We start from the raw sequence: 18,215 nt of genomic DNA on the forward strand, positions 1-18,215 counted from the left end.
ATTGCGCCGAAAAGAAGAAGGCGGCCACGTCGCCGCGGTCGCCTTCTCGAATCCCCAGAGACGAAAATCAGTGGGCTTCGACCACCGCGCCGACCGATCCCCAGACATAGATCGAGGCGAACAGGAACAGCCAGACCACGTCGACGAAGTGCCAGTACCAGGCGGCCGCCTCGAAACCGAAATGCTGCTTGGGGGTGAAATCGCCCTTGATCGCCCTGATGAGGCAGACCAGCAGGAAGATGGTGCCGATGATGACATGGAAGCCGTGGAAGCCGGTCGCCATGAAGAAGGTGGCGCCGTAGATGGAGTCCTTGAAGGCGAACGGAGCGTGCATGTACTCGTAGGCCTGCACCATGGTGAACAGCATGCCGAGGCCGACGGTCAGCACCAGGCCGTTGATCAGCCCTTTGCGATCGCCATGGATGAGCGAATGGTGCGCCCAGGTGACCGTTGTGCCCGACAGCAGCAAGATGACGGTGTTGTAGAGCGGCAGATGGAAGGGATCGAGAACCTCCATGCCCTTCGGCGGCCAGACACCGCCGGTGAACGCGGTGCGGGCATATTGATGTGCCTCGCTCGGGAATAGGCTGGCGTCGAAATAGGCCCAGAACCAGGCGACGAAGAACATCACCTCTGAGGCGATGAACATGATCATGCCATAGCGCAGATGCAGCGACACGACACGCGTGTGATGGCCTTCATGCGCTTCCTTGATCGTGTCCGACCACCAGGCGAACATGGTGTAGAGCACGATCACCAAGCCGATGAAGAACAGCCACGGATTGGCGATGTTGAAGCCGAAGATCGGGAAGGAACCGCCCTTCAGATACTGCATGAGGCAGACGCCGCCAAAGGCGGTGACGAGCGCCCCTACCGATCCCAGGAAAGGCCACGGGCTCGGGTCGACGAGATGATAGTCGTGATGTTGTGCGTGCGCGTCTGCCATATCAACCCCCGAGATTTGCTTCGGTATTCGAAATTGTCTTGCTGTTTCCCTGGACCGGCTCCGAAGAGGCGACCGGCTTGTTCTTCTCGACCGGGAACATCGTGTAGGACAGAGTGATCGTCCTCACGTCCTTCAATTCCGGCACGTTCACGATATCCGGGTCCACATAGAACAGGACCGGCATGTCCAGCGTCTCGCCGGGCTTCAGCGTCGTATCGGTGAAGCAGAAGCACTCGACCTTGTTAAAGTAAGGCCCCGCCAGTTCCGGCTGGACGTTGAAGGTGGCGCGACCGGTGACGGGGCGATCGAACTTGTTGGTCGCCTGGTAATGCGCCTGCACCGTCTCGCCGATCTTCATGGTCAACGAGCGCTGGACCGGCTGGAACTCCCACGGCACGCCGGCAATATTGGCGTCGAAGCGGACGGTGATCTCGCGGTCGAGCACACGGCCGGCATATTGCTTCTCGACGCGTTGGGTCGTGCCGCCATAGCCGGTCGCCTGGCAGAACATCTTGTAGAGCGGCACGGCGGCATAGGCCATGCCGATCATGCCGGTGAAGAAGGCGAGACAGACAGCCGCGACGATGCGGTTGCTGTTCCTCCCTGCCGGCTTTTTGGATGTCTCGACGCTCATCACATCGTGCCCGACAGATTGTGGCCGAACTTCACGATCGTGGCGATGTAGAAAATGATGACCAATGCTGCCAGCGCCACGGCGATGGCGATGGAACGGCTGCGCTGGGCCTTCTTCTGGCGCTCGGTCAAGGTGACCGTTTCGAGCTTGTCCTCGATCATGGTCATGCCCCACCCATGGCAAGCGCGCGTTCGACAACGCTGTCGGCCAGGTAGGTAGCGAAGATGGCGAAGAGATAGAGCAGCGAATAGCCGAACAGCGCCTTGGCCGGCTTCATGACGCGATCGTCGTCGGCCATGCCGAGCACTTTCCACGCATACCAGACAAAGCCAACCCCAAGCAGCATCGCGGCCACGCCGTAGACCGGCGTGGTGTAGCCGAGCAGCCACGGCAGCACACCGACCGGAGCCAGCACAAGCGCATAGGCGAAAATCTGACGGCGGGTCGACGCCTGGCCGGCGACATTGGGCATCATCGGGATGCCGGCGCGGGCATAGTCGTCGGACTTGAACAGCGCGAGCGCCCAGAAATGCGGCGGCGTCCACAGGAAGATGATCAGGAACAGGATGATGCTTTCGAGGCTGACCGACCCGGTCACGGCGGCCCAGCCGATGACGGGCGGGATCGCACCGGCCGCGCCGCCGATGACGATGTTCTGCGGCGTCCAGCGCTTCAGCCACATCGTGTAGACGACGGCATAGAAGAAGATGGTGAAGGCCAGCAGTGTCGCCGACAGCCAGTTGACCAGCACGCCGAGCGTCATCACCGACAGCACCGAAAGCACCAGGCCGAAGCTCAGCGCTTCGTGCGGCTGGATGCGGCCGGACGGCACCGGACGGCTGGCCGTCCTGGTCATCACCGCGTCGATGTCGGCGTCGTACCACATGTTGAGCGCGCCAGATGCACCGGCGCCGATGGCGATCGACAGGATGGCGATCACCGCCAGCAGCGGGTTGATGGTCACGGGTGCCGCGACCAGTCCGACAAAAGCCGTGAACACCACCAGCGACATGACGCGCGGCTTCAGCAGGGCGAAGAAATCGCCCGCCGTCGCTTCCGACATGCGGAAGCGCGCTTCGTCAATGCTGGTTTCGTCGACTAGGGCCATGCGTACTCAAGTTCCATCATTCCGTTGGCCAAAACCGCCGGCGCGCCGGCGGCTTCGTATTCGAGCGGGCAGCCGCCTTATTTGATCTTCGGCAGCTGTTCCCACTGGTGGAACGGCGGCGGCGAAGGCAGCTGCCATTCGAGCGTGGTGGCGCCCTCGCCCCATGGGTTGGCGCCGGCGATCCGCTTCTTCTGGAAGGCTTCGAAGACGCAGTAGAGGAAGATCGCCACGCCGACAGCCGAGATATAGGACCCGATGGACGACACATAGTTCCAGCCGGCAAATGCGTCCGGATAGTCTATGGTACGGCGCGGCATACCAGCGAGGCCAAGGAAATGCTGCGGGAAGAAAATCAGATTGACGCCGACGAACGTGACCCAGAAGTGGGTGTTGGCAATCACCGGCGAATACATGTAGCCGGTCATCTTCGGGAACCAGTAGTACCAGCCAGCGAAGATGGCGAACACCGCGCCCAGCGACAGCACGTAGTGGAAGTGCGCAATGACGAAATAGGTGTCATGCAGCGAGCGGTCGAGGCCGGCATTGGCCAGCTGGACGCCGGTGACGCCACCGATGGTGAACAGGAAGATGAAGCCCAGCGCCCACAGCATTGGAGTCTTGAACGAGATCGACCCGCCCCACATCGTGGCGATCCAGGAGAAGATCTTCACGCCGGTCGGCACCGCGATGACCATGGTGGCGAAGACGAAATAACGCTGCGTGTCGAGCGACAGGCCAGTCGTATACATATGGTGCGCCCAGACGATGAAGCCGACGGCACCGATCGCGACCATGGCATAGGCCATGCCGAGATAGCCGAACACCGGCTTCCTCGAGAAGGTCGAGATGACATGGCTGATGATGCCGAAGCCCGGCAGGATCAGAATATACACTTCCGGATGGCCGAAGAACCAGAACAGGTGCTGGAACAGCAGCGGGTCGCCGCCGCCATCAGGAGCGAAGAAGGTGGTGCCGAAATTGCGGTCGGTGAGCAGCATGGTGATGCCGCCGGCCAGAACCGGCAGGGACAGGAGCAGCAGGAAGGCGGTGACCAGCACCGACCAGGCAAACAGCGGCATCTTGTGCAGCGTCATGCCGGGTGCGCGCATGTTGAAGATGGTGGTGATGAAGTTGATGGCGCCGAGGATCGAGGACGCGCCGGCAATGTGGATCGACAGGATCGCCAGATCCATCGCCGGTCCGGGCTGACCGGAGGTCGACAGCGGCGGATAGAGCGTCCAGCCGCCGCCGACGCCAAAGGCGCCCGGTGCGCTCGGCACGAACATCGAGGTGAGCAGCAGGATGAAGGCAGGCGGCAGCAGCCAGAACGAGATGTTGTTCATGCGCGGAAACGCCATGTCGGGAGCACCGATCATGATCGGCACCATCCAGTTGGCGAAACCGCCGATCAGGGCCGGCATGACCATGAAGAAGATCATGATCAGTGCATGCGCGGTGGCAAAGGCATTGTACATGCTCTTGCCGCCGTCGATCGCGGCGTCACCGTTCATGCCGTAGACCATCTGCGCCAGACCGCTGAAGATCTGGATGCCAGGCTCCTGCAGTTCCATGCGGATGGCGACCGACAGTGCGCCGCCGATGATACCGGCCATGATCGCGAAGATCAGGTAGAGCGTGCCGATGTCCTTATGGTTGGTCGAATAAACCCAGCGCACCCAACCGTGATAAGGCTTGTGGTCGTGCCCGTCGTGAGCTGCAGCGTCTGCCATGTTCCGCTCCGTTCCCTGATCTTTTCTGGCCGCGGCATCAATTGCCGGCGGCCGCAACCTTGTTCTGGCCATCGACCTCGGCCATCAGCGTCTTGTTGGCGCCGGGCAGATCGGTCTTGGCCGCAGCCAACCAGGTCTTGAACTGCGCATCGGAGACGACGCGAATGGCGATCGGCATGAAGGCATGGTCCTTGCCGCAGAGCTGCGAGCACTGGCCATAATAGAGGCCTTCCTTCTCCGCCTTGAACCAGGTCTCGTTGGTGCGGCCGGGGATGGCGTCGACCTTGATGCCGAAGGACGGCATGGCGAAGGAATGGATCACGTCGGTCGCGGTGACAAGCACGCGGGTCATCGTGTGGACCGGCACCACCAATTCATTGTCGACGGCGAGCAGGCGCGGATAGACGCCGCGGTCCTCCTTGCCGGCCTTGGCGCGGTCACCATCCTGAAGGATGGCCGAATTGAAGGCGAGCGTGTTGTCGGTCTGGTATTCGTAGTCCCAGTTCCACTGGTTGCCAGTCGCCTTCACGGTCAGCTTGGCTTCTTCCGGCGGCGTATACTGCGCGGTCAGGAGCTGAAACGAAGGAATGGCAAGGCAAAGCAGGATGACGACGGGGCCAACGGTCCAGATGACCTCGATCAGCGTGTTGTGGCTGGTGTTGGAGGGAATCGGGTTGGCGCTCGCGCGGAATTTCACGATGCAGTAGGCAAGGAGAAGCAGCACCAGAACGGTGATCGGGACGATGAACCACATCGTGTAATTTCCGAACCACTCGATCTGCCGCATCATGTCGGTCGCCGGCGCCTGGAAGGTCGTCTCCCACTCCACGGGCTGATCGGCATGGGCGGATGTGCCGGCAAAAATCGCGGCAGCGGCACAAGCACTCAGAAACTTGGCACTTGCTAGAAACCTGGCGCCAGCTAGGAAATTTCTCATCGCCCTCTTCGTCTCCCAGTCCCTCGCGGCTGTGCCAACGAGAATAACGAACAATGCCGGGACGGGAATCCCGACAGTCTCAAGGTGGTTCAAACCATACTCTTTTTCCCTCCGCAAGAAAGGAGCGGAGGAAACTGTGCGGCATTTTTGCGCGCAAGCCGGCACGGCTCTTCCGGGGCAGCGGCAACGGTGGCGAATCGTGCCTGTCCGGCAGGCCGCCCGCCTCATGACGGCAGGGCGCGCGTGGCGTCGTAATTCAGGCGAATTTGGCAGGGAAAAGCGCTGTATTGCCTGTTTCGGGACAGCTGGGCCGCGGTCTCGTCCTTTACTTGGCATTGGCGCGGCTTAAAGTGCCGTGATTCGCAATGGAGCCGTCATGAACTCTTGGCTTTCGAGACTGGGGCGTACGAGACCGGGGCTATCGAGCACCTTGGTCAAGGCCATGTTTTTAGCCGCCCTGTCCGCGGCCGGTCTGTTCGTCGCCGGTCAGGCCAATGCCGCCCAGCCGAGCGGCACGGTGCGCTCGACGCATGGCGCCTGGTCGATCATCTGCGACACGCCGGCCGGTGCCACCTCGGAACAATGCGTGATGATGCAAAACGTCGTCGCCGAGGATCGTCCGGAAATGGGCCTGTCGGTCGTCGTGCTGCGCACCGCCGACAACAAGGCCGAGATCCTGCGCGTGCTGGCGCCGCTTGGCGTGCTTTTGCCGAACGGGCTCGGCCTTAATGTCGACGGCAAGGACATCGGCCGCGCCTATTTCGTGCGCTGCTTCCAGGACGGCTGTTATGCCGAGGTCATTCTCGAAAAGCCGCTGCTCGATACGCTGAAGACCGGCACATCGGCAACGTTTATCGTCTTCCAGACGCCTGAAGAAGGCATCGGCATCCCGGTCGATCTCAAGGGTTTCGCCGAGGGTTTCGCCGCCCTGCCCTGATCCTGGGCCTTGCTTAGAGCCGGAGGCTGACGCGGTTTTCGAAACCGGAAAACAGGGTCCTGCATCGAGCGGGCGCCGTCATTCAACGACGTCGATCTCCATTGCCGATTGTGCCGGCGCGGCTTCACGCCTACATCGGGGGAAAGCAATCTTCCCACGGATGGACGTGCCATGAACAGCCTGATCGGCCAATTCGACATTTCAGACGATCGCATCAAGCAGATCGTTGCCGACACCATCAACGGCGCCGATGACGGCGAGTTGTTTCTCGAATACAGCGAGAGCGAGGCGCTGATGTTCGACAATGGGCGGCTCAAGACCGCCAACTTCAACACCGACCAGGGCTTTGGCCTGCGTGCGGTCGCGGGCGAAGCCAGCGGCTACGCCCATTCGAGCGACCTGTCGGAAGCCTCGCTGCTGCGCGCCGCCGATGCCGTCTCGACCGTCAAGGGTGGCTATTCGGGTACGCTTGCCGCCGCACCCGCCCGCACCAACCGCCATCTCTATGGCGACGAGAATCCGATCCCCTCGCCTTCCTTCGAGGCCAAGGCAAAGCTGCTGCAGGAAATCGACGCCTGGCTGCGTGCCGAGGATCCGCGCGTGCGCCAGGTGACGGCCTCGCTCGCCGCGTCCTGGCAGCACGTCGAGATCGTGCGCGCCGATGGCCAGGTGGTGCGCGATGTCAGGCCGCTGGTCCGCATCAACGTTTCGGTCGTGGCCGGCGACGGCGACCGCCAGGAAAGCGGCTCCTACGGCATGGGCGGTCGCAAGGCGTTCGGCGAATTCCTGATCGAGGACAGCTGGAAGCACGCGGCGAAAGAAGCGCTCAGGCAAGCACTGGTCAATCTCGAGGCGGTCCCCGCACCGGCCGGCACCTTCGACATCGTGCTGTCCAGCGGCTGGCCGGGCGTCATGCTGCACGAGGCCGTCGGCCATGGCCTGGAAGGCGACTTCAACCGCAAGAAGACCTCGGCCTTCGCCGGCCTGCTGGGCCAGCAGGTCGCCGCCAAGGGCGTTACCGTCGTCGACGACGGCACCATCCCCGAGCGGCGCGGCTCGCTCACCGTCGACGACGAAGGCACGCCTTCGGCCCGCAACGTGCTGATCGAGGACGGCAGACTGGTCGGCTATATGCAGGATCGCCAGAACGCGCGCCTGATGGGCATGAAAGCCACCGGCAACGGCCGGCGCGAAGGCTACGCCCACCAGCCGATGCCGCGCATGACCAACACCTACATGACTTCTGGCGACATGGAGCCGGACGAGATCATCGCCTCCGTCAGGAACGGCATCTATGCCGTTTCCTTCGGCGGCGGCCAGGTCGACATCACTTCGGGCAAATTCGTGTTCGGCTGCACCGAAGCCTACATGATCGAGAACGGCAAGGTGACGCAGCCGATCAAGGGCGCGATGCTGATCGGCAACGGGCCTGACGCCATGCACCGCGTCTCGATGGTCGGCAACGACATGAAGCTCGACAATGGCATCGGCATGTGCGGCAAGGCCGGACAGGGCGTACCGGTCGGCGTCGGCCAGCCGCACCTCAGGATGAACCAGATGACGGTGGGTGGCACCAGGGTTTGAAGATGCTCAATCCGGCAGCCTTGAACCGCGCTCGCCGTTAGGGTATCTTACTCTTGTCTTACACTGGGGTAAGCTCACGATGGCTGGTGCCGAAAAACTCATAACCACCGTCTCGACCAAGGGACAAGTGATCCTGCCCAGCGCGATCCGGAAACGGAGGAATTGGGGTGCCGGCACGCGTCTGCAGGTCGAAGACACACCCGAGGGTGTTCTCCTGAAACCAGCGCCGGCCTTCGCCCCGACGCGGCCAGAAGACGTGTTTGGCGTGTTGCCGCACAGCGGCAAGCCGAAGACGCTGGGAGAGATGGACGCGGGCGTCCTTGCCGAAGCGCGGCGACGCCATGCTCGCGATTGATACCAACGTCGTCGTCAGATATCTGACGAACGACCATCCCGAACAGTCCCCGCGATCCCGCCGGCTGATCGATGGTCAAGCTGTGTTTGTCGCCGTCACCGTGATCCTGGAGGCTGAGTGGGTGCTGCGAAGCGCCTATGGCTACAACCAGGCCGAGGTCGTCAATGCGTTGCGGGCACTCGGCGGGCTCTCCACTGTGGAGATGGAAGACGCCACGGTTGTCTCTTCCGCACTCGACCTGGCTGAGGAAGGGATGGACTTCGCGGATGCACTGCATCTCGGCAAGTCCGCGCATTGCTCGGGATTTGCCACCTTCGATCGCAAACTCGTCAAGGCTGCTCGGGCTGCAGGGCATGGCGGCGTGCAAGAGGCCTAGCGGCCTCCGAACACGATCGTGTTAGCAAATTATTAATGTTCAATTGCCTTTGGTGCGCGATCTGAACAATGAAGGGCACACCATCCTATCCGTGAAGACCGACAGGGGCGATCTCTTCCTGGACAACCTGGCCGATGAAATCCGGCCCTGGAACGCGACCGGCGCAGCAGAACCCGAACATCTGGATGTCGATCAACCAGCGCGGCGGCACGCCGAAAACCTGACGTGTCGCCAAGGCTCTCAGACTGAGCGGCCGAACTGTGCGCCTTTCTTGGAATTGCTCCCGCTGCGACCAGCCTACTGGTTGCAGGACGGCTCGCCCTCTTGCCCGCAAGGCGGCTTCTTCTTGAACTCCTGCGGCTGTGGCAGTCGCCGCTCCTGCATCTGCGGTCTCGGCTGCGCTTCCGGCCTCCGCTCCAGTCTTTGCGGCCGCAGCGCCTGCTCGCTCGGCCTTTCCTGCCTGAACTGGCGCTGCGCATTCTCGTCCGGCCGCCGCTCCTGCATCTGAGGTCTCGGCTGCGCTCGGAATTCCGGCCTCGGCTCTTGTCTTTGCGGCCGCAGCACCTGCTCGCTCGGCCTTTCCTGCCTGAACCGGCGCTGCGCGTTCTCGTCCGGCCTGTTGACCTTGAAGTTGCGCTGGACGTTGACCTCGCCGCCGGCGGAACCTTCTTCGTTCTGCAGCCTGCGGAACTTCCTGCCCCTGTCGCTCCTGTTGGCCGAACCTTGACCGCCCGGTTCGACGATGGACTGCCCGGAAGACAAATCCCTGCGCATCAGCTTCCTCGGCCTGCCCTTGTTCCCCTCGGAGAACACGTCCGGATTGCTGTTCCTGAACCGCTCCTCAACGCCCGGCCGGTTCTCGGCCGGCATGCCGTTGACGGTCGGCAGCTTGCGGAATTTCCTGCCCTTTTTGGTTGCGGTCGAGCCCTGATCACCCGATTCGAAAACGGACCGGCCGGCGGACAGATCCTTGCGCGTCAGCTTCTTCGGCCTGCCGCTGCTCTCATCGGAGAAGGCGTTCGGATTGTTCTTCCGGAACTTCTCCCGCGCGCTCGGCTGGTTCTCGGCCGGCATGCCATTGACGGTCGGCAGCTTGCGATTCCTGCCCTGGGCATTGCCGGCCCCGGCCTGCTCGTTGCCCTGTCCGGTAACGGCGGCGCCGGCGTTTCCGGTGGCCTGCTGGTTGTTGCCACCCGCCGCGCCCCGCTCGCTCAAACGCTTCCTTGACTTGTCGCTAGGCAAGTTCTGGTCGCTAGGCAAGTTCCGACCGTCGAGCGCCGGCTTGCCATTGGCGAGCGGCAGCCTCTTGCCGTTCGCACCAGGCAGGGCGTGATCGCGCGACAGCTCGCCGGTCGCGGACCGGGTCTCCGACTGCGGAATAGCAGTGCCGGGCTGCTGGCCCTGGATGACGCGCTGGCCAGGCTTCGGCGGCAAGCCGCCCTGTTTCTTGTCGCCCTGTTGCTGATTAGTGAACTGACGGGACATGGCCGCCTTCTTCTGCAGCGGCGGCGGCAGCGCGACCCTGGCCGCCAGCGCATCCGCGCGGGCACCAACGGCGCCTCCGGTCGTCTGCCGGCCCGTGGTGCGGCCACCCTGAATACCGGCGCCTGACTGCGCGGCCTGATTGATGGTCTCGTTTTTGATCGTCGTGTTGATGTTGTTGATGACGGTTGTGTTGTGGATGTTGTTGAAGATGATGTCGTTCGGCGGCGGCACGATGTGGCGCGGCGGGTTGATGAACACGGGTATCGGCACGAACACCGGCGTCGGCAGGACGAAGACATCGACTGGCGGCGGCGGCGGCTCAAGTACGACGAAATCCCGCGGTGGTGGCGGCAGGAAGATCACCGTGATCGGAGGCGGCGGCGAGAAATCGAAATCGTCGAAAAAGATTACCGGCCGCTCGACATAGATAATTTCCTCGGGCGGCGGCGGCGGCACGTCGTAGACGATGACGGTGAAGCTCTCCGGCGGCTCCAGCTCGGCGTCGAAATGCTCCAGCCGGCGGCGCGCGTCCCAGGCGTGCGGACCGTGCGGATAGCGCTCCAGATAGGACCAGTAGGCTTCCGGCGTGTCTGTCATCCAGGTCTCGCGCCAGGTGATTGCCTCGCGCCGGGCCGCGATGATGGCGCGCACGCGCTTGGCCATCGCATCGTGTGGGTAGGCGTCGAGGAAATCCTCGTAGCCGCGCATCGTGTCGCGCTCGAGAGCGGCAACATAGGCGTCATGCGCGTCGAAATCGCGGATCGGCCTGGTTCGCGCCGCCCGGGTCTCCGCTGCCGAAACCTTGGGCGGAGGAGCATCCGCGCTGCGTTCGAAGAAAACGAAAGGCGCCGTGATCTTCGAAGCGCTCCATGGCAGTTCCCCGCCTTGCGTGACCTCGCTGACACGCAGGCGCGTGCGGTCGAACACGTCCTGCAGCGACAGGCCGCCTTCGCGCATCATCTCGGCGAGCGCCTTGGCGTAGGCTCCGTAGGGGCCTTTGCCCTCCGGCGCGACGGTTCCCGGAGCAGCGTTGAAGGCGATCAGCATGTTCGGATCGGGATCTACCAATGCAAGGCCACCGGCCAGCGGCTCCTTCCACTTCTGGAAGGGATTTGGCCGCGCCGCATCGAGCACCACGATATTGACCTTGGTCGGCAACCCGGACAGCGGCCTGGTGATATCGGAAATCCGCAGCGCCTGAAGCGGGACATCGTTTGGATTGGCGATCTGAGCATCGACCGGCAGGAAGTAGTTCTCGCCCTCGAACTGCACGCCATGGCCTGCGAGATAGACGAAAACGACGGCGTCGGGACCGGCAGCGGACACCTTGCCCATGAAATCGCGGAACGCGCCGCGCAGCGAGTCTTGATCCACATCACGCGCGCCGACCACGTCGAACCCAGCGGCCTGCAATGTCTGCGCGATCAGGCCGGCGTCATTGGCGGCCGTCGCGAGCTCTCCGGTCTTGTAGGCGCCATTGCCGATGACGAAGGCCAGACGCTTTTCGCCTTGCGCCAGCGCCCCGGTTGCGGCGCTGACCGCGAAAAAGATGAGAACGGCGACGAGACCAAGGAATTTCTGAATCCGCATTGCAATCCGCAATCTCCCTCGTCCCTTCAGCCCAACAACGCCGGAGGGGTCGCAATGTTTCCCGAACCGGGCAAAAATAAAGAGACGCAACACGGCGGCTTTGGGGCGCAATTTCGTCGAAAGAACAGAGGCTTCACAAATTTCCGCGAGCCAGCGGCATTGGACTACCGGCGACGCCTCAGTTTCTCCAGCAAGGCGACGGCCTCGACATGGGGCGACCACAGGAACTGGTCGATCGGCGTCACGCTTTTCAAGGTGTAACCGCCGTCGATGAGGATGCGCAGGTCGCGCGCCAGCGTCACGGGGTTGCAGGACACCGCGGCAACGAACGGAACATCCGAGCGGGCGATCTGCTTCGACTGGTCCTCGGCGCCCGCACGCGGCGGGTCGAAGACGAGGCCGTCGAAGGCGTTCAACTCCTTGAACGTCAGCGGCCTGCGGAACAGGTCACGGCGTTCGCCCGTCACCCGCTTCAGGCCGGTCGCGAAGCGTGATCCCCGGTCGAGCGCCGAAAGGGCGGCCGCATCGCCTTCCACCGCGTGCACTTCCGACTTCGCGGCCAACCGCAAAGAAAAACTGCCGCAACCGGCGAAAAGATCGGCGACCTTCTTGGCACGCTTCAGATGGGTGCCGACGATCTCGGCCATGGTCTGTTCGGCTGCCTCGGTCGCCTGCAGGAAGGCGCCGGGCGGCACGGCGACAGCGACACTGCCGAACATGACCACAGGCTTCCTCGGTTCGATGATGATCTCGTCATCGATGGACAGCCTGGCAAAGCCCTGCGCCATGACAAAATTGGAGGCGATGCGGCGCTGGTGTTCGCCGAGCTTGCCGGACTCATGGGCCGCGACGTCGAGGCCGGAACCGGTCACGGTGACCGCCATCCGGAACGATTTCGTGGTGGCGCATATCAAGTCCGCGAGCGCCCTCAACCGGTCGAGCGCTGCTACGATCTCGGGCAGCGAGATCGGGCATTCGGATATGGAAATGATTTCCGGCGACAGATGGCGATTGAAGCCGAGCAGCATTCCCGTCTCGGTGCGCCGGGCGGCAAGCACGACACGACGGCGCGTATGCGGCGCGCAGGCGACCAGTTCGCCAATCTCGCAATCGATGCCCTTTAGGGCGTGCACCACCTTGTAGCGTTTCCACTGGCGATAGGCTTCGGCCTGGAAATGCTGGAGGGCGCAACCGCCGCATTCGGTGAAATGGCGGCAGGCGGGATCGATGCGCAGCGGCGAGGCCTCCAGCACCGCCATCAGCTCTGCACGATCCCTTTCGCGCGCGGCCAAGACGGTTTCACCAGGCAGCGTGAAGGGAATGAACAGATCGCCGCTTTCGGTCTCGGCAATGCCGTCACCCTGGGCGCCAAGCTTTTTGATGGTGAAGCGCGCGCTCATCGATCCTTGACCCCACCGAGCAGGAATTCGCGGTTGCCGTCGCCGCCTTCGATCGGCGACAGATGCAGGCCGAGCGAGCGCCAGCCTGGAACGGCGTCGAGCCAATCCTGCAGCAGGCCGGCGACACGGGCAGCATCGAAGGGATCTTTCAACAGGCCGCCCTTGCCGATTGCCTCGCGACCCGCCTCGAATTGCGGCTTGACCAGCAAGATCGCGCCGGCACCGGGTTTTGCAATGGCGAGTGCCGGCGGCAGCGCCAGCTTCAGCGAGATGAAGCTGACATCGGAAACGATGAAATCCGGGTTTCGGCCCGCAAGATCGGCGATAGTAAGATCGCGGGCGTTGAGACCTTCGATAACGGTCACACGCGCGTCGTTGCCGATATTGGGATGCATCTGTCCGTGACCGACATCGATCGCCGTGACATGGGATGCGCCGCGTTCGAGCAGCACCTGGGTGAAGCCGCCGGTCGAGGCGCCGATGTCGAGCGCATCGCGACCGGCCGGATCGAGGCCGAAATGGTCGAGCCCGCCGAGCAACTTCAGCGCCGCGCGCGACACATAGCCTTGTGCCGGATCATCGATGGCAACAAGGCATTGCGGCGAAACGTTCTGACCGGGCTTGCGGGCAATGACGCCGTCCACCGTCACCGTGCCGCGCTCGACCGCGTCGCGGGCACGCGAGCGGCTGGCAAACAGCCCGCGCTGGACGAGCAGGTCATCGAGCCGCTGGCGGGTGCTGGCTGGCAGAGGCGAATTCATCGGCCTTCATGGCGAAAGCCGGCAGCGAAGGCAAGGACATTGGGCGGGACAAGGAAAGTGCGGCGAACGCATCGCGCCGGATGGTGGCTTGCCTGCATCGCATCAGGTCCGGCAAAATGGTGGTCGAGGAGAGCTATCGTCGAAACATCCCGGGGGGAGAACGAATGCTGACGGGAACCTGCCACTGTGGCGCAACCCACTGGACCCTGGAAGGCGATCCCGGGCCGATCACGGCCTGCAACTGCACGCTTTGCCGCCGCTATGGCACGCTCTGGGCTTATGACTTCGTCGACGAACGTATCCGCGTCGCGGGACCGGTGGGCAGCTATACGCGCGCCGGAAAGGACATGCCGTCGCTCGAAATCCTGTTCTGTCCGACCTGCGCCTGCGTGCTGGCCTGGCGCGGATTGCGCGCCGATGCCTCCGGGCGGGCACGCATCGCCGTCAATGTGCGGCTGGCGCCGCCCGAGGCCGTCGCCGACTTGCCGATCGACCATTTCGATGGCCTCGACACTTTTGAGGACCTGCCGCGCGACGGCCGCTGCGTACGCGACATGTGGTTCTAGAATATGGTGCGGGGCATCTGGCGCTCGACGGCTGGAGAAAGGCCGTCGTCGCGTCCCCCTGACGCTTGCTCACGTGGATGCTCAACCGCAACCGGGGGCGCAGGTGGAGGATTCGGCACGACCACCAATTGCGGCACCTGCCTGTAGGAAAAGCCGCCGCGGATATCGCCCATCTTGCCCGCGACGATGCCCATAGCCGCCTTTTCGAGATTGCGGTCGTAGCGCGTCTCGGCGATGGCCGGCGCAATTATGATTGCCCCGAGGGCCACGGCGCATAGAAGCGTTTTCATTCCAATGATCTCCCTGCCTGACACAGATCTAGCAGGGCGCCGTTGAAAAACGGCCAAGGGACACGGTAAGCAAAACGCCAAACGGCAGTGTTAACAATGCCTTACAAAATCAAGCCAGCAAACTGATTCAAGCGCTTGAGGTGTCGAATCAGGCGCGCTGGGCTTGCGCGGTGTGACCGAGCGCCGTGAAAACGGTGCGCACGATGCCAGCGGCATCGAGACCGGCATCGGCATACATCTTTTCCGGCTTGGCATGGTCGGTGAAGGCGTCAGGCAGCATCAGCGGGCGCACCTTCAGGCCGCTTTCCAGCAGTCCTTCATGGGCAAGGAACTGCAGCACGTGGCTGGCGAAGCCGCCAATGGCGCCCTCCTCCACCGTCACCAGAACTTCGTGCGAGCGGGCCAGCCGCCGGATCATATCCTCGTCGAGCGGCTTGGCAAAACGGGCATCGGCAACGGTGGTGGAAAGCCCGGCCGCGCCGAGTTCCTCGGCGGCGATCAGGCAATCCTGTAGCCGTGTGCCGAAGGACAGCAGCGCCACCTTGCTTCCTTCCCTGACGATGCGGCCCTTGCCAAGTTCGAGAACCGATCCGCGCTCCGGCATGTCGACGCCGACGCCATTGCCGCGCGGATAGCGGAAGGCGATCGGGCCGTCATCATAGCTTGCCGCGGTGCGCACCATGTGGCGCAGTTCCGCTTCATCGGCCGCCGCCATCACGACAAAACCCGGCAGGCTTGCGAGGAAGGTGGTGTCGAAAGCTCCGCAATGGGTGGCGCCATCGGCGCCAACGAAGCCGGCGCGGTCTATGGGAAAACGCACCGGCAGTTTCTGGATCGCGACGTCGTGGACGACCTGGTCGTAAGCGCGCTGCAGGAAGGTCGAATAGATCGCCGCGAACGGCTTGTAGCCTTCTGTCGCCAGGCCAGCGGCGAAGGTCACCGCATGCTGCTCGGCAATGCCGACATCGAAGGTCCTGGCCGGGAACACTTCGCCGAACAGGTCAAGCCCGGTGCCGCCCGGCATGGCGGCGGTAACGGCGACGATGCGGTCGTCCTCGCGGGCCTCCTGGATCAGGCTCTGTGCGAACACCTTGGTATAGGCGGGCGCGTTGGCCGGCGCCTTGGCCTGCGCGCCGGTGATGACGTCGAACTTGTTGACGCCGTGATATTTGTCGGCGGCGGCTTCCGCCGGCGCGTAGCCCTTACCCTTCTGGGTGACGACATGGATCAGCACCGGGCCCTCGCCATTGTCGCGGACATTTTTCAGGACCGGGATCAGATGCTCCAGATTGTGACCGTCGATCGGGCCGATGTGGTAGAAGCCGAGCTCCTCGAACAGCGTGCCGCCGGTGACATAGCCGCGTGCGTGCTCGACCGCCCTTGTGATCGCACGATCGGCGCGCTTGCCGAGATAAGAGGTCAGTTTCTTGCCGAAATCGCGCAGGCCGGCGTAGGCCTTGCCCGAGGCGAGGCGCGCCAGGTAGGCGCTCATGGCGCCGGTCGGCGGCGCGATCGACATGTCGTTGTCGTTGAGGATGACGATCAGCCGCGCATTGAGCGCGCCGGCATTGTTCATCGCCTCATAGGCCATGCCGGCCGACATGGCACCATCGCCGATGACGGCGATGACATTGTTGCGGCCGCCGGAGAGGTCGCGCGCGGCGGCCATGCCGAGGCCCGCCGATATCGACGTCGAGGAATGGGCGGCGCCGAAGGGATCGTATTCGCTCTCGGCGCGGCGGGTGAAGCCGGACAGGCCGCCTTCCTGGCGCAGCGTGCGGATGCGGTCGCGGCGGCCGGTCAGGATCTTGTGCGGATAGGCTTGGTGGCCGACATCCCAGATCAGCCGGTCGTCCGGCGTGTTGAAGACATAATGCAGCGCCACCGTCAGCTCGACCACGCCGAGACCGGCACCCAGATGGCCGCCGGTGTGGGACACCGCGTCGACCAGTTCGGTGCGAAGCTCGTGTGCCAGCTGCGGCAATTCGCTCTCGGCAAGCGCGCGCAGATCGGCCGGAATGCGGACCTTGTCGAGAAGCGGCGTCTGCGGTGTTGCGTTCACGGGTGCTCGGGCTTTCTATTCAACGGCGGGATAGGCCGCCGGCCGGCGAAAGTAAATGCGTGGCGGTGACGCGGATTGGAACCCTGTCTGTTTGTCTGGGCATGATCTCTGGACAAACGGAAACCGTTTGTCCGAGAAAACCGGCTCCACTTATCGGGATCATGCTCTAGCCTTCCGGCAACGGAATGAACTCTTCCTCATCTCCAGGAACGATATCGAAGCGGCCCGTCTTCCATTCCTGCTTGGCCTGTTCGATGCGCTCCTTGGACGAGGAGACGAAATTCCACCAGATGTAGCGCTTCGAGCCGAGCGAGGCGCCGCCGAACAGCATGAAATGCGCCCCGGTTTGCGACGACACGATGATCTCGTCGCCGGGCCGGAACACCAGCAGGCGCTCGGCCGGAAACACGTCGCCCGAAATCGAGACCTCACCTTCCAGCGTATAGATGGCGCGCTCTTCCGCATCGGCCGGGATCTTCACGCTGGCGCCCGGCGCAAGCCTGAGATCGGCGTAGAGTGTCTCGGAGTCGGTCCTCACCGGGGAGCGCAGTCCCTGAAAATCGCCGATGACAACGCGGCCGCTGACGCCTTCGGCATCGATCTCGGGAAGCCGCAAGACAGCGGTGTTCTCGAACACCGGCGCAACCTCTTCCTTGTCATCCGGCAGCGCCAGCCATGTCTGCAGGCCGGAGATCGACATCGGCGCGCCGCGCAATTCCTCCGGCGTGCGCTCGGAGTGCACGATGCCGCGGCCGGCGGTCATCAGGTTCACATCGCCCGGCTGGATCACCATTTCGGTGCCGAGGGAGTCACGATGCCGGATCTTGCCATCGAACAGATAGGTCACGGTCGACAGGCCGATATGGGGGTGCGGGCGGACATCGAGCGCCTGGCCGGCGCGCAGGATCGCCGGGCCCATGCGGTCGAAGAAGATGAACGGCCCGACCAGCCGCCTCTTGGCGGTCGGCAAGGCACGGCGCACCTCGAAACCGCCAATATCCTTGGCATTCGGGATGACCATCAGTTCGATCTGGTCGCTGGCAAAGGCATCGCCGGCTTCAGGGTCTTTCCCCGGGAAAAAGCTCACGAGATCTCCTTGTCAGCGCCCAGGGCTGCTGGCTCATCAGGCAAAGCGGATCGCCGCCTTTGCCCGCAGTTTGGCCGCCACCTCTTCGCGATTGCGCGGATGTTGGTTGGTTTCGAGGGAATCGAGAAGTTCGCGCGCCGATGCGGCGATAGCCTCGACCGCATGATCGAACGCATGCTGGTTCTGTTTTGACGGCCGCGTCGTTCCGCTCAGCTTGCGGACGAACTGGAGTGCCGCGTCGCGCACTTCATCATTGGTTGCCGGTGGATCAAAATTGAACAGGGTCTTGATGTTTCTGCACATCGCTTCCGTATCTCCTCTTGTCCTGGAGCCGCTTTCAGTCGAGACGAGCTTTATCCTCAATCAT

18 protein-coding genes are annotated in these 18,215 nt (G+C 63.2%); 5 read left to right on the plus strand and 13 right to left on the minus strand.

Annotated features, from left to right (window positions below; translation table 11 throughout):
* Positions 1-67 precede the first annotated feature (67 nt).
* The 6 genes from JT360_RS20375 to coxB form a co-directional block, all read right to left on the minus strand.
* Entirely contained in the window at positions 68-946 is an 879-nt protein-coding gene (locus JT360_RS20375) for a cytochrome c oxidase subunit 3 (RefSeq protein ID WP_214473544.1), read from the minus strand.
* A gap of 1 nt (position 947) precedes the next feature.
* On the minus strand, positions 948-1,580 hold the full coding sequence (locus JT360_RS20380; RefSeq protein ID WP_214473545.1) for a cytochrome c oxidase assembly protein: 633 nt from the start codon (positions 1,578-1,580) through the stop codon (positions 948-950).
* Positions 1,580-1,747 carry a cytochrome c oxidase system small membrane protein gene (locus JT360_RS20385; protein ID WP_214473546.1) on the minus strand — a complete coding sequence of 56 codons (168 nt, stop codon included), beginning with the start codon at positions 1,745-1,747 and terminating at the stop codon, positions 1,580-1,582. Before JT360_RS20385 ends, JT360_RS20380 begins: the two co-directional genes overlap by 1 nt.
* Positions 1,744-2,688 carry a heme o synthase gene (locus tag JT360_RS20390; RefSeq protein ID WP_214473547.1) on the minus strand — a complete coding sequence of 315 codons (945 nt, stop codon included), beginning with the start codon at positions 2,686-2,688 and terminating at the stop codon, positions 1,744-1,746. Before JT360_RS20390 ends, JT360_RS20385 begins: the two co-directional genes overlap by 4 nt.
* Before the next feature lie 77 nt (positions 2,689-2,765).
* Entirely contained in the window at positions 2,766-4,418 is a 1,653-nt protein-coding gene (ctaD, locus tag JT360_RS20395; protein ID WP_214473548.1) for a cytochrome c oxidase subunit I, read from the minus strand.
* Positions 4,419-4,455: 37 nt separating this feature from the next.
* The gene (coxB, locus tag JT360_RS20400) at positions 4,456-5,355 is read right to left on the minus strand and encodes a cytochrome c oxidase subunit II (protein ID WP_250888939.1); all 900 of its coding nucleotides are present in this window, start codon (positions 5,353-5,355) and stop codon (positions 4,456-4,458) included.
* Positions 5,356-5,731: 376 nt separating this feature from the next.
* Here coxB and JT360_RS20405 point away from each other — a divergent pair, with 376 nt between their 5' ends.
* The 4 genes from JT360_RS20405 (at position 5,732) to JT360_RS20420 (ending at position 8,607) form a co-directional block, all read left to right on the plus strand.
* Complete coding sequence (locus JT360_RS20405) at positions 5,732-6,292, plus strand: invasion associated locus B family protein (protein ID WP_214473550.1); 561 nt, start codon at positions 5,732-5,734, stop codon at positions 6,290-6,292.
* Between the two features lie 171 nt (positions 6,293-6,463).
* Positions 6,464-7,876 (plus strand): metalloprotease TldD, encoded by a 1,413-nt coding sequence (tldD, locus tag JT360_RS20410; protein WP_214473551.1) that lies wholly within the window; start codon positions 6,464-6,466, stop codon positions 7,874-7,876.
* 79 nt (positions 7,877-7,955) lie between these two features.
* The gene (locus JT360_RS20415; RefSeq protein WP_214473552.1) at positions 7,956-8,231 is read left to right on the plus strand and encodes an AbrB/MazE/SpoVT family DNA-binding domain-containing protein; all 276 of its coding nucleotides are present in this window, start codon (positions 7,956-7,958) and stop codon (positions 8,229-8,231) included.
* A complete protein-coding gene (locus JT360_RS20420) occupies positions 8,218-8,607 on the plus strand; it encodes a type II toxin-antitoxin system VapC family toxin (RefSeq protein ID WP_214473580.1) in 390 nt (129 codons plus the stop codon). The genes JT360_RS20415 and JT360_RS20420 overlap by 14 nt, the downstream gene beginning before the upstream one ends.
* Before the next feature lie 297 nt (positions 8,608-8,904).
* Here JT360_RS20420 and JT360_RS20430 read toward each other — a convergent pair whose 3' ends face one another.
* The 3 genes from JT360_RS20430 to JT360_RS20440 form a co-directional block, all read right to left on the minus strand.
* A complete protein-coding gene (locus JT360_RS20430; RefSeq protein ID WP_250888940.1) occupies positions 8,905-11,682 on the minus strand; it encodes a caspase family protein in 2,778 nt (925 codons plus the stop codon).
* 164 nt (positions 11,683-11,846) lie between these two features.
* A complete protein-coding gene (locus JT360_RS20435; protein ID WP_214473553.1) occupies positions 11,847-13,082 on the minus strand; it encodes a class I SAM-dependent RNA methyltransferase in 1,236 nt (411 codons plus the stop codon).
* Positions 13,079-13,843 (minus strand): TlyA family RNA methyltransferase, encoded by a 765-nt coding sequence (locus tag JT360_RS20440; RefSeq protein ID WP_214473554.1) that lies wholly within the window; start codon positions 13,841-13,843, stop codon positions 13,079-13,081. Before JT360_RS20440 ends, JT360_RS20435 begins: the two co-directional genes overlap by 4 nt.
* A 164-nt stretch (positions 13,844-14,007) precedes the next feature.
* Between JT360_RS20440 and JT360_RS20445 the strand changes: the two genes are divergently transcribed.
* Positions 14,008-14,409 (plus strand): GFA family protein, encoded by a 402-nt coding sequence (locus JT360_RS20445; protein WP_214473555.1) that lies wholly within the window; start codon positions 14,008-14,010, stop codon positions 14,407-14,409.
* Here the strand turns inward: JT360_RS20445 and JT360_RS20450 are convergent.
* The 4 genes from JT360_RS20450 to JT360_RS20465 form a co-directional block, all read right to left on the minus strand.
* Positions 14,406-14,699, minus strand: a complete 294-nt coding sequence (locus JT360_RS20450; RefSeq protein ID WP_214473556.1) for a hypothetical protein — start codon at positions 14,697-14,699, stop codon at positions 14,406-14,408. The genes JT360_RS20445 and JT360_RS20450 overlap by 4 nt on opposite strands.
* Positions 14,700-14,847: 148 nt before the next feature.
* A complete protein-coding gene (dxs, locus tag JT360_RS20455; protein ID WP_214473557.1) occupies positions 14,848-16,761 on the minus strand; it encodes a 1-deoxy-D-xylulose-5-phosphate synthase in 1,914 nt (637 codons plus the stop codon).
* Between the two features lie 166 nt (positions 16,762-16,927).
* A complete protein-coding gene (locus tag JT360_RS20460; protein ID WP_214473558.1) occupies positions 16,928-17,848 on the minus strand; it encodes a pirin family protein in 921 nt (306 codons plus the stop codon).
* A gap of 36 nt (positions 17,849-17,884) precedes the next feature.
* On the minus strand, positions 17,885-18,151 hold the full coding sequence (locus JT360_RS20465; RefSeq protein WP_010914875.1) for a DUF2277 domain-containing protein: 267 nt from the start codon (positions 18,149-18,151) through the stop codon (positions 17,885-17,887).
* Positions 18,152-18,215 lie beyond the last annotated feature (64 nt).

Source organism: Mesorhizobium sp. dw_380, assembly GCF_018588885.1.
GTDB lineage: Bacteria > Pseudomonadota > Alphaproteobacteria > Rhizobiales > Rhizobiaceae > Mesorhizobium.

Bases quoted from the DNA above. Each gene is read 5' to 3' on its own strand.
- JT360_RS20405 (WP_214473550.1), top strand. From the start codon at position 5,732: ATGAACTCTTGGCTTTCGAGACTGGGGCGTACGAGACCGGGGCTATCG.
- JT360_RS20420 (WP_214473580.1), top strand. From the start codon at position 8,218: ATGCTCGCGATTGATACCAACGTCGTCGTCAGATATCTGACGAACGAC.
- JT360_RS20380 (WP_214473545.1), bottom strand. From the start codon at position 1,580: ATGAGCGTCGAGACATCCAAAAAGCCGGCAGGGAGGAACAGCAACCGC.
- JT360_RS20415 (WP_214473552.1), top strand. From the start codon at position 7,956: ATGGCTGGTGCCGAAAAACTCATAACCACCGTCTCGACCAAGGGACAA.
- JT360_RS20375 (WP_214473544.1), bottom strand. From the start codon at position 946: ATGGCAGACGCGCACGCACAACATCACGACTATCATCTCGTCGACCCG.
- JT360_RS20385 (WP_214473546.1), bottom strand. From the start codon at position 1,747: ATGACCATGATCGAGGACAAGCTCGAAACGGTCACCTTGACCGAGCGC.
- ctaD (WP_214473548.1), bottom strand. From the start codon at position 4,418: ATGGCAGACGCTGCAGCTCACGACGGGCACGACCACAAGCCTTATCAC.
- JT360_RS20435 (WP_214473553.1), bottom strand. From the start codon at position 13,082: ATGAGCGCGCGCTTCACCATCAAAAAGCTTGGCGCCCAGGGTGACGGC.
- tldD (WP_214473551.1), top strand. From the start codon at position 6,464: ATGAACAGCCTGATCGGCCAATTCGACATTTCAGACGATCGCATCAAG.
- JT360_RS20445 (WP_214473555.1), top strand. From the start codon at position 14,008: ATGCTGACGGGAACCTGCCACTGTGGCGCAACCCACTGGACCCTGGAA.
- coxB (WP_250888939.1), bottom strand. From the start codon at position 5,355: ATGAGAAATTTCCTAGCTGGCGCCAGGTTTCTAGCAAGTGCCAAGTTT.
- JT360_RS20465 (WP_010914875.1), bottom strand. From the start codon at position 18,151: ATGTGCAGAAACATCAAGACCCTGTTCAATTTTGATCCACCGGCAACC.
- JT360_RS20450 (WP_214473556.1), bottom strand. From the start codon at position 14,699: ATGAAAACGCTTCTATGCGCCGTGGCCCTCGGGGCAATCATAATTGCG.
- JT360_RS20440 (WP_214473554.1), bottom strand. From the start codon at position 13,843: ATGAATTCGCCTCTGCCAGCCAGCACCCGCCAGCGGCTCGATGACCTG.
- JT360_RS20390 (WP_214473547.1), bottom strand. From the start codon at position 2,688: ATGGCCCTAGTCGACGAAACCAGCATTGACGAAGCGCGCTTCCGCATG.
- JT360_RS20430 (WP_250888940.1), bottom strand. From the start codon at position 11,682: ATGCGGATTCAGAAATTCCTTGGTCTCGTCGCCGTTCTCATCTTTTTC.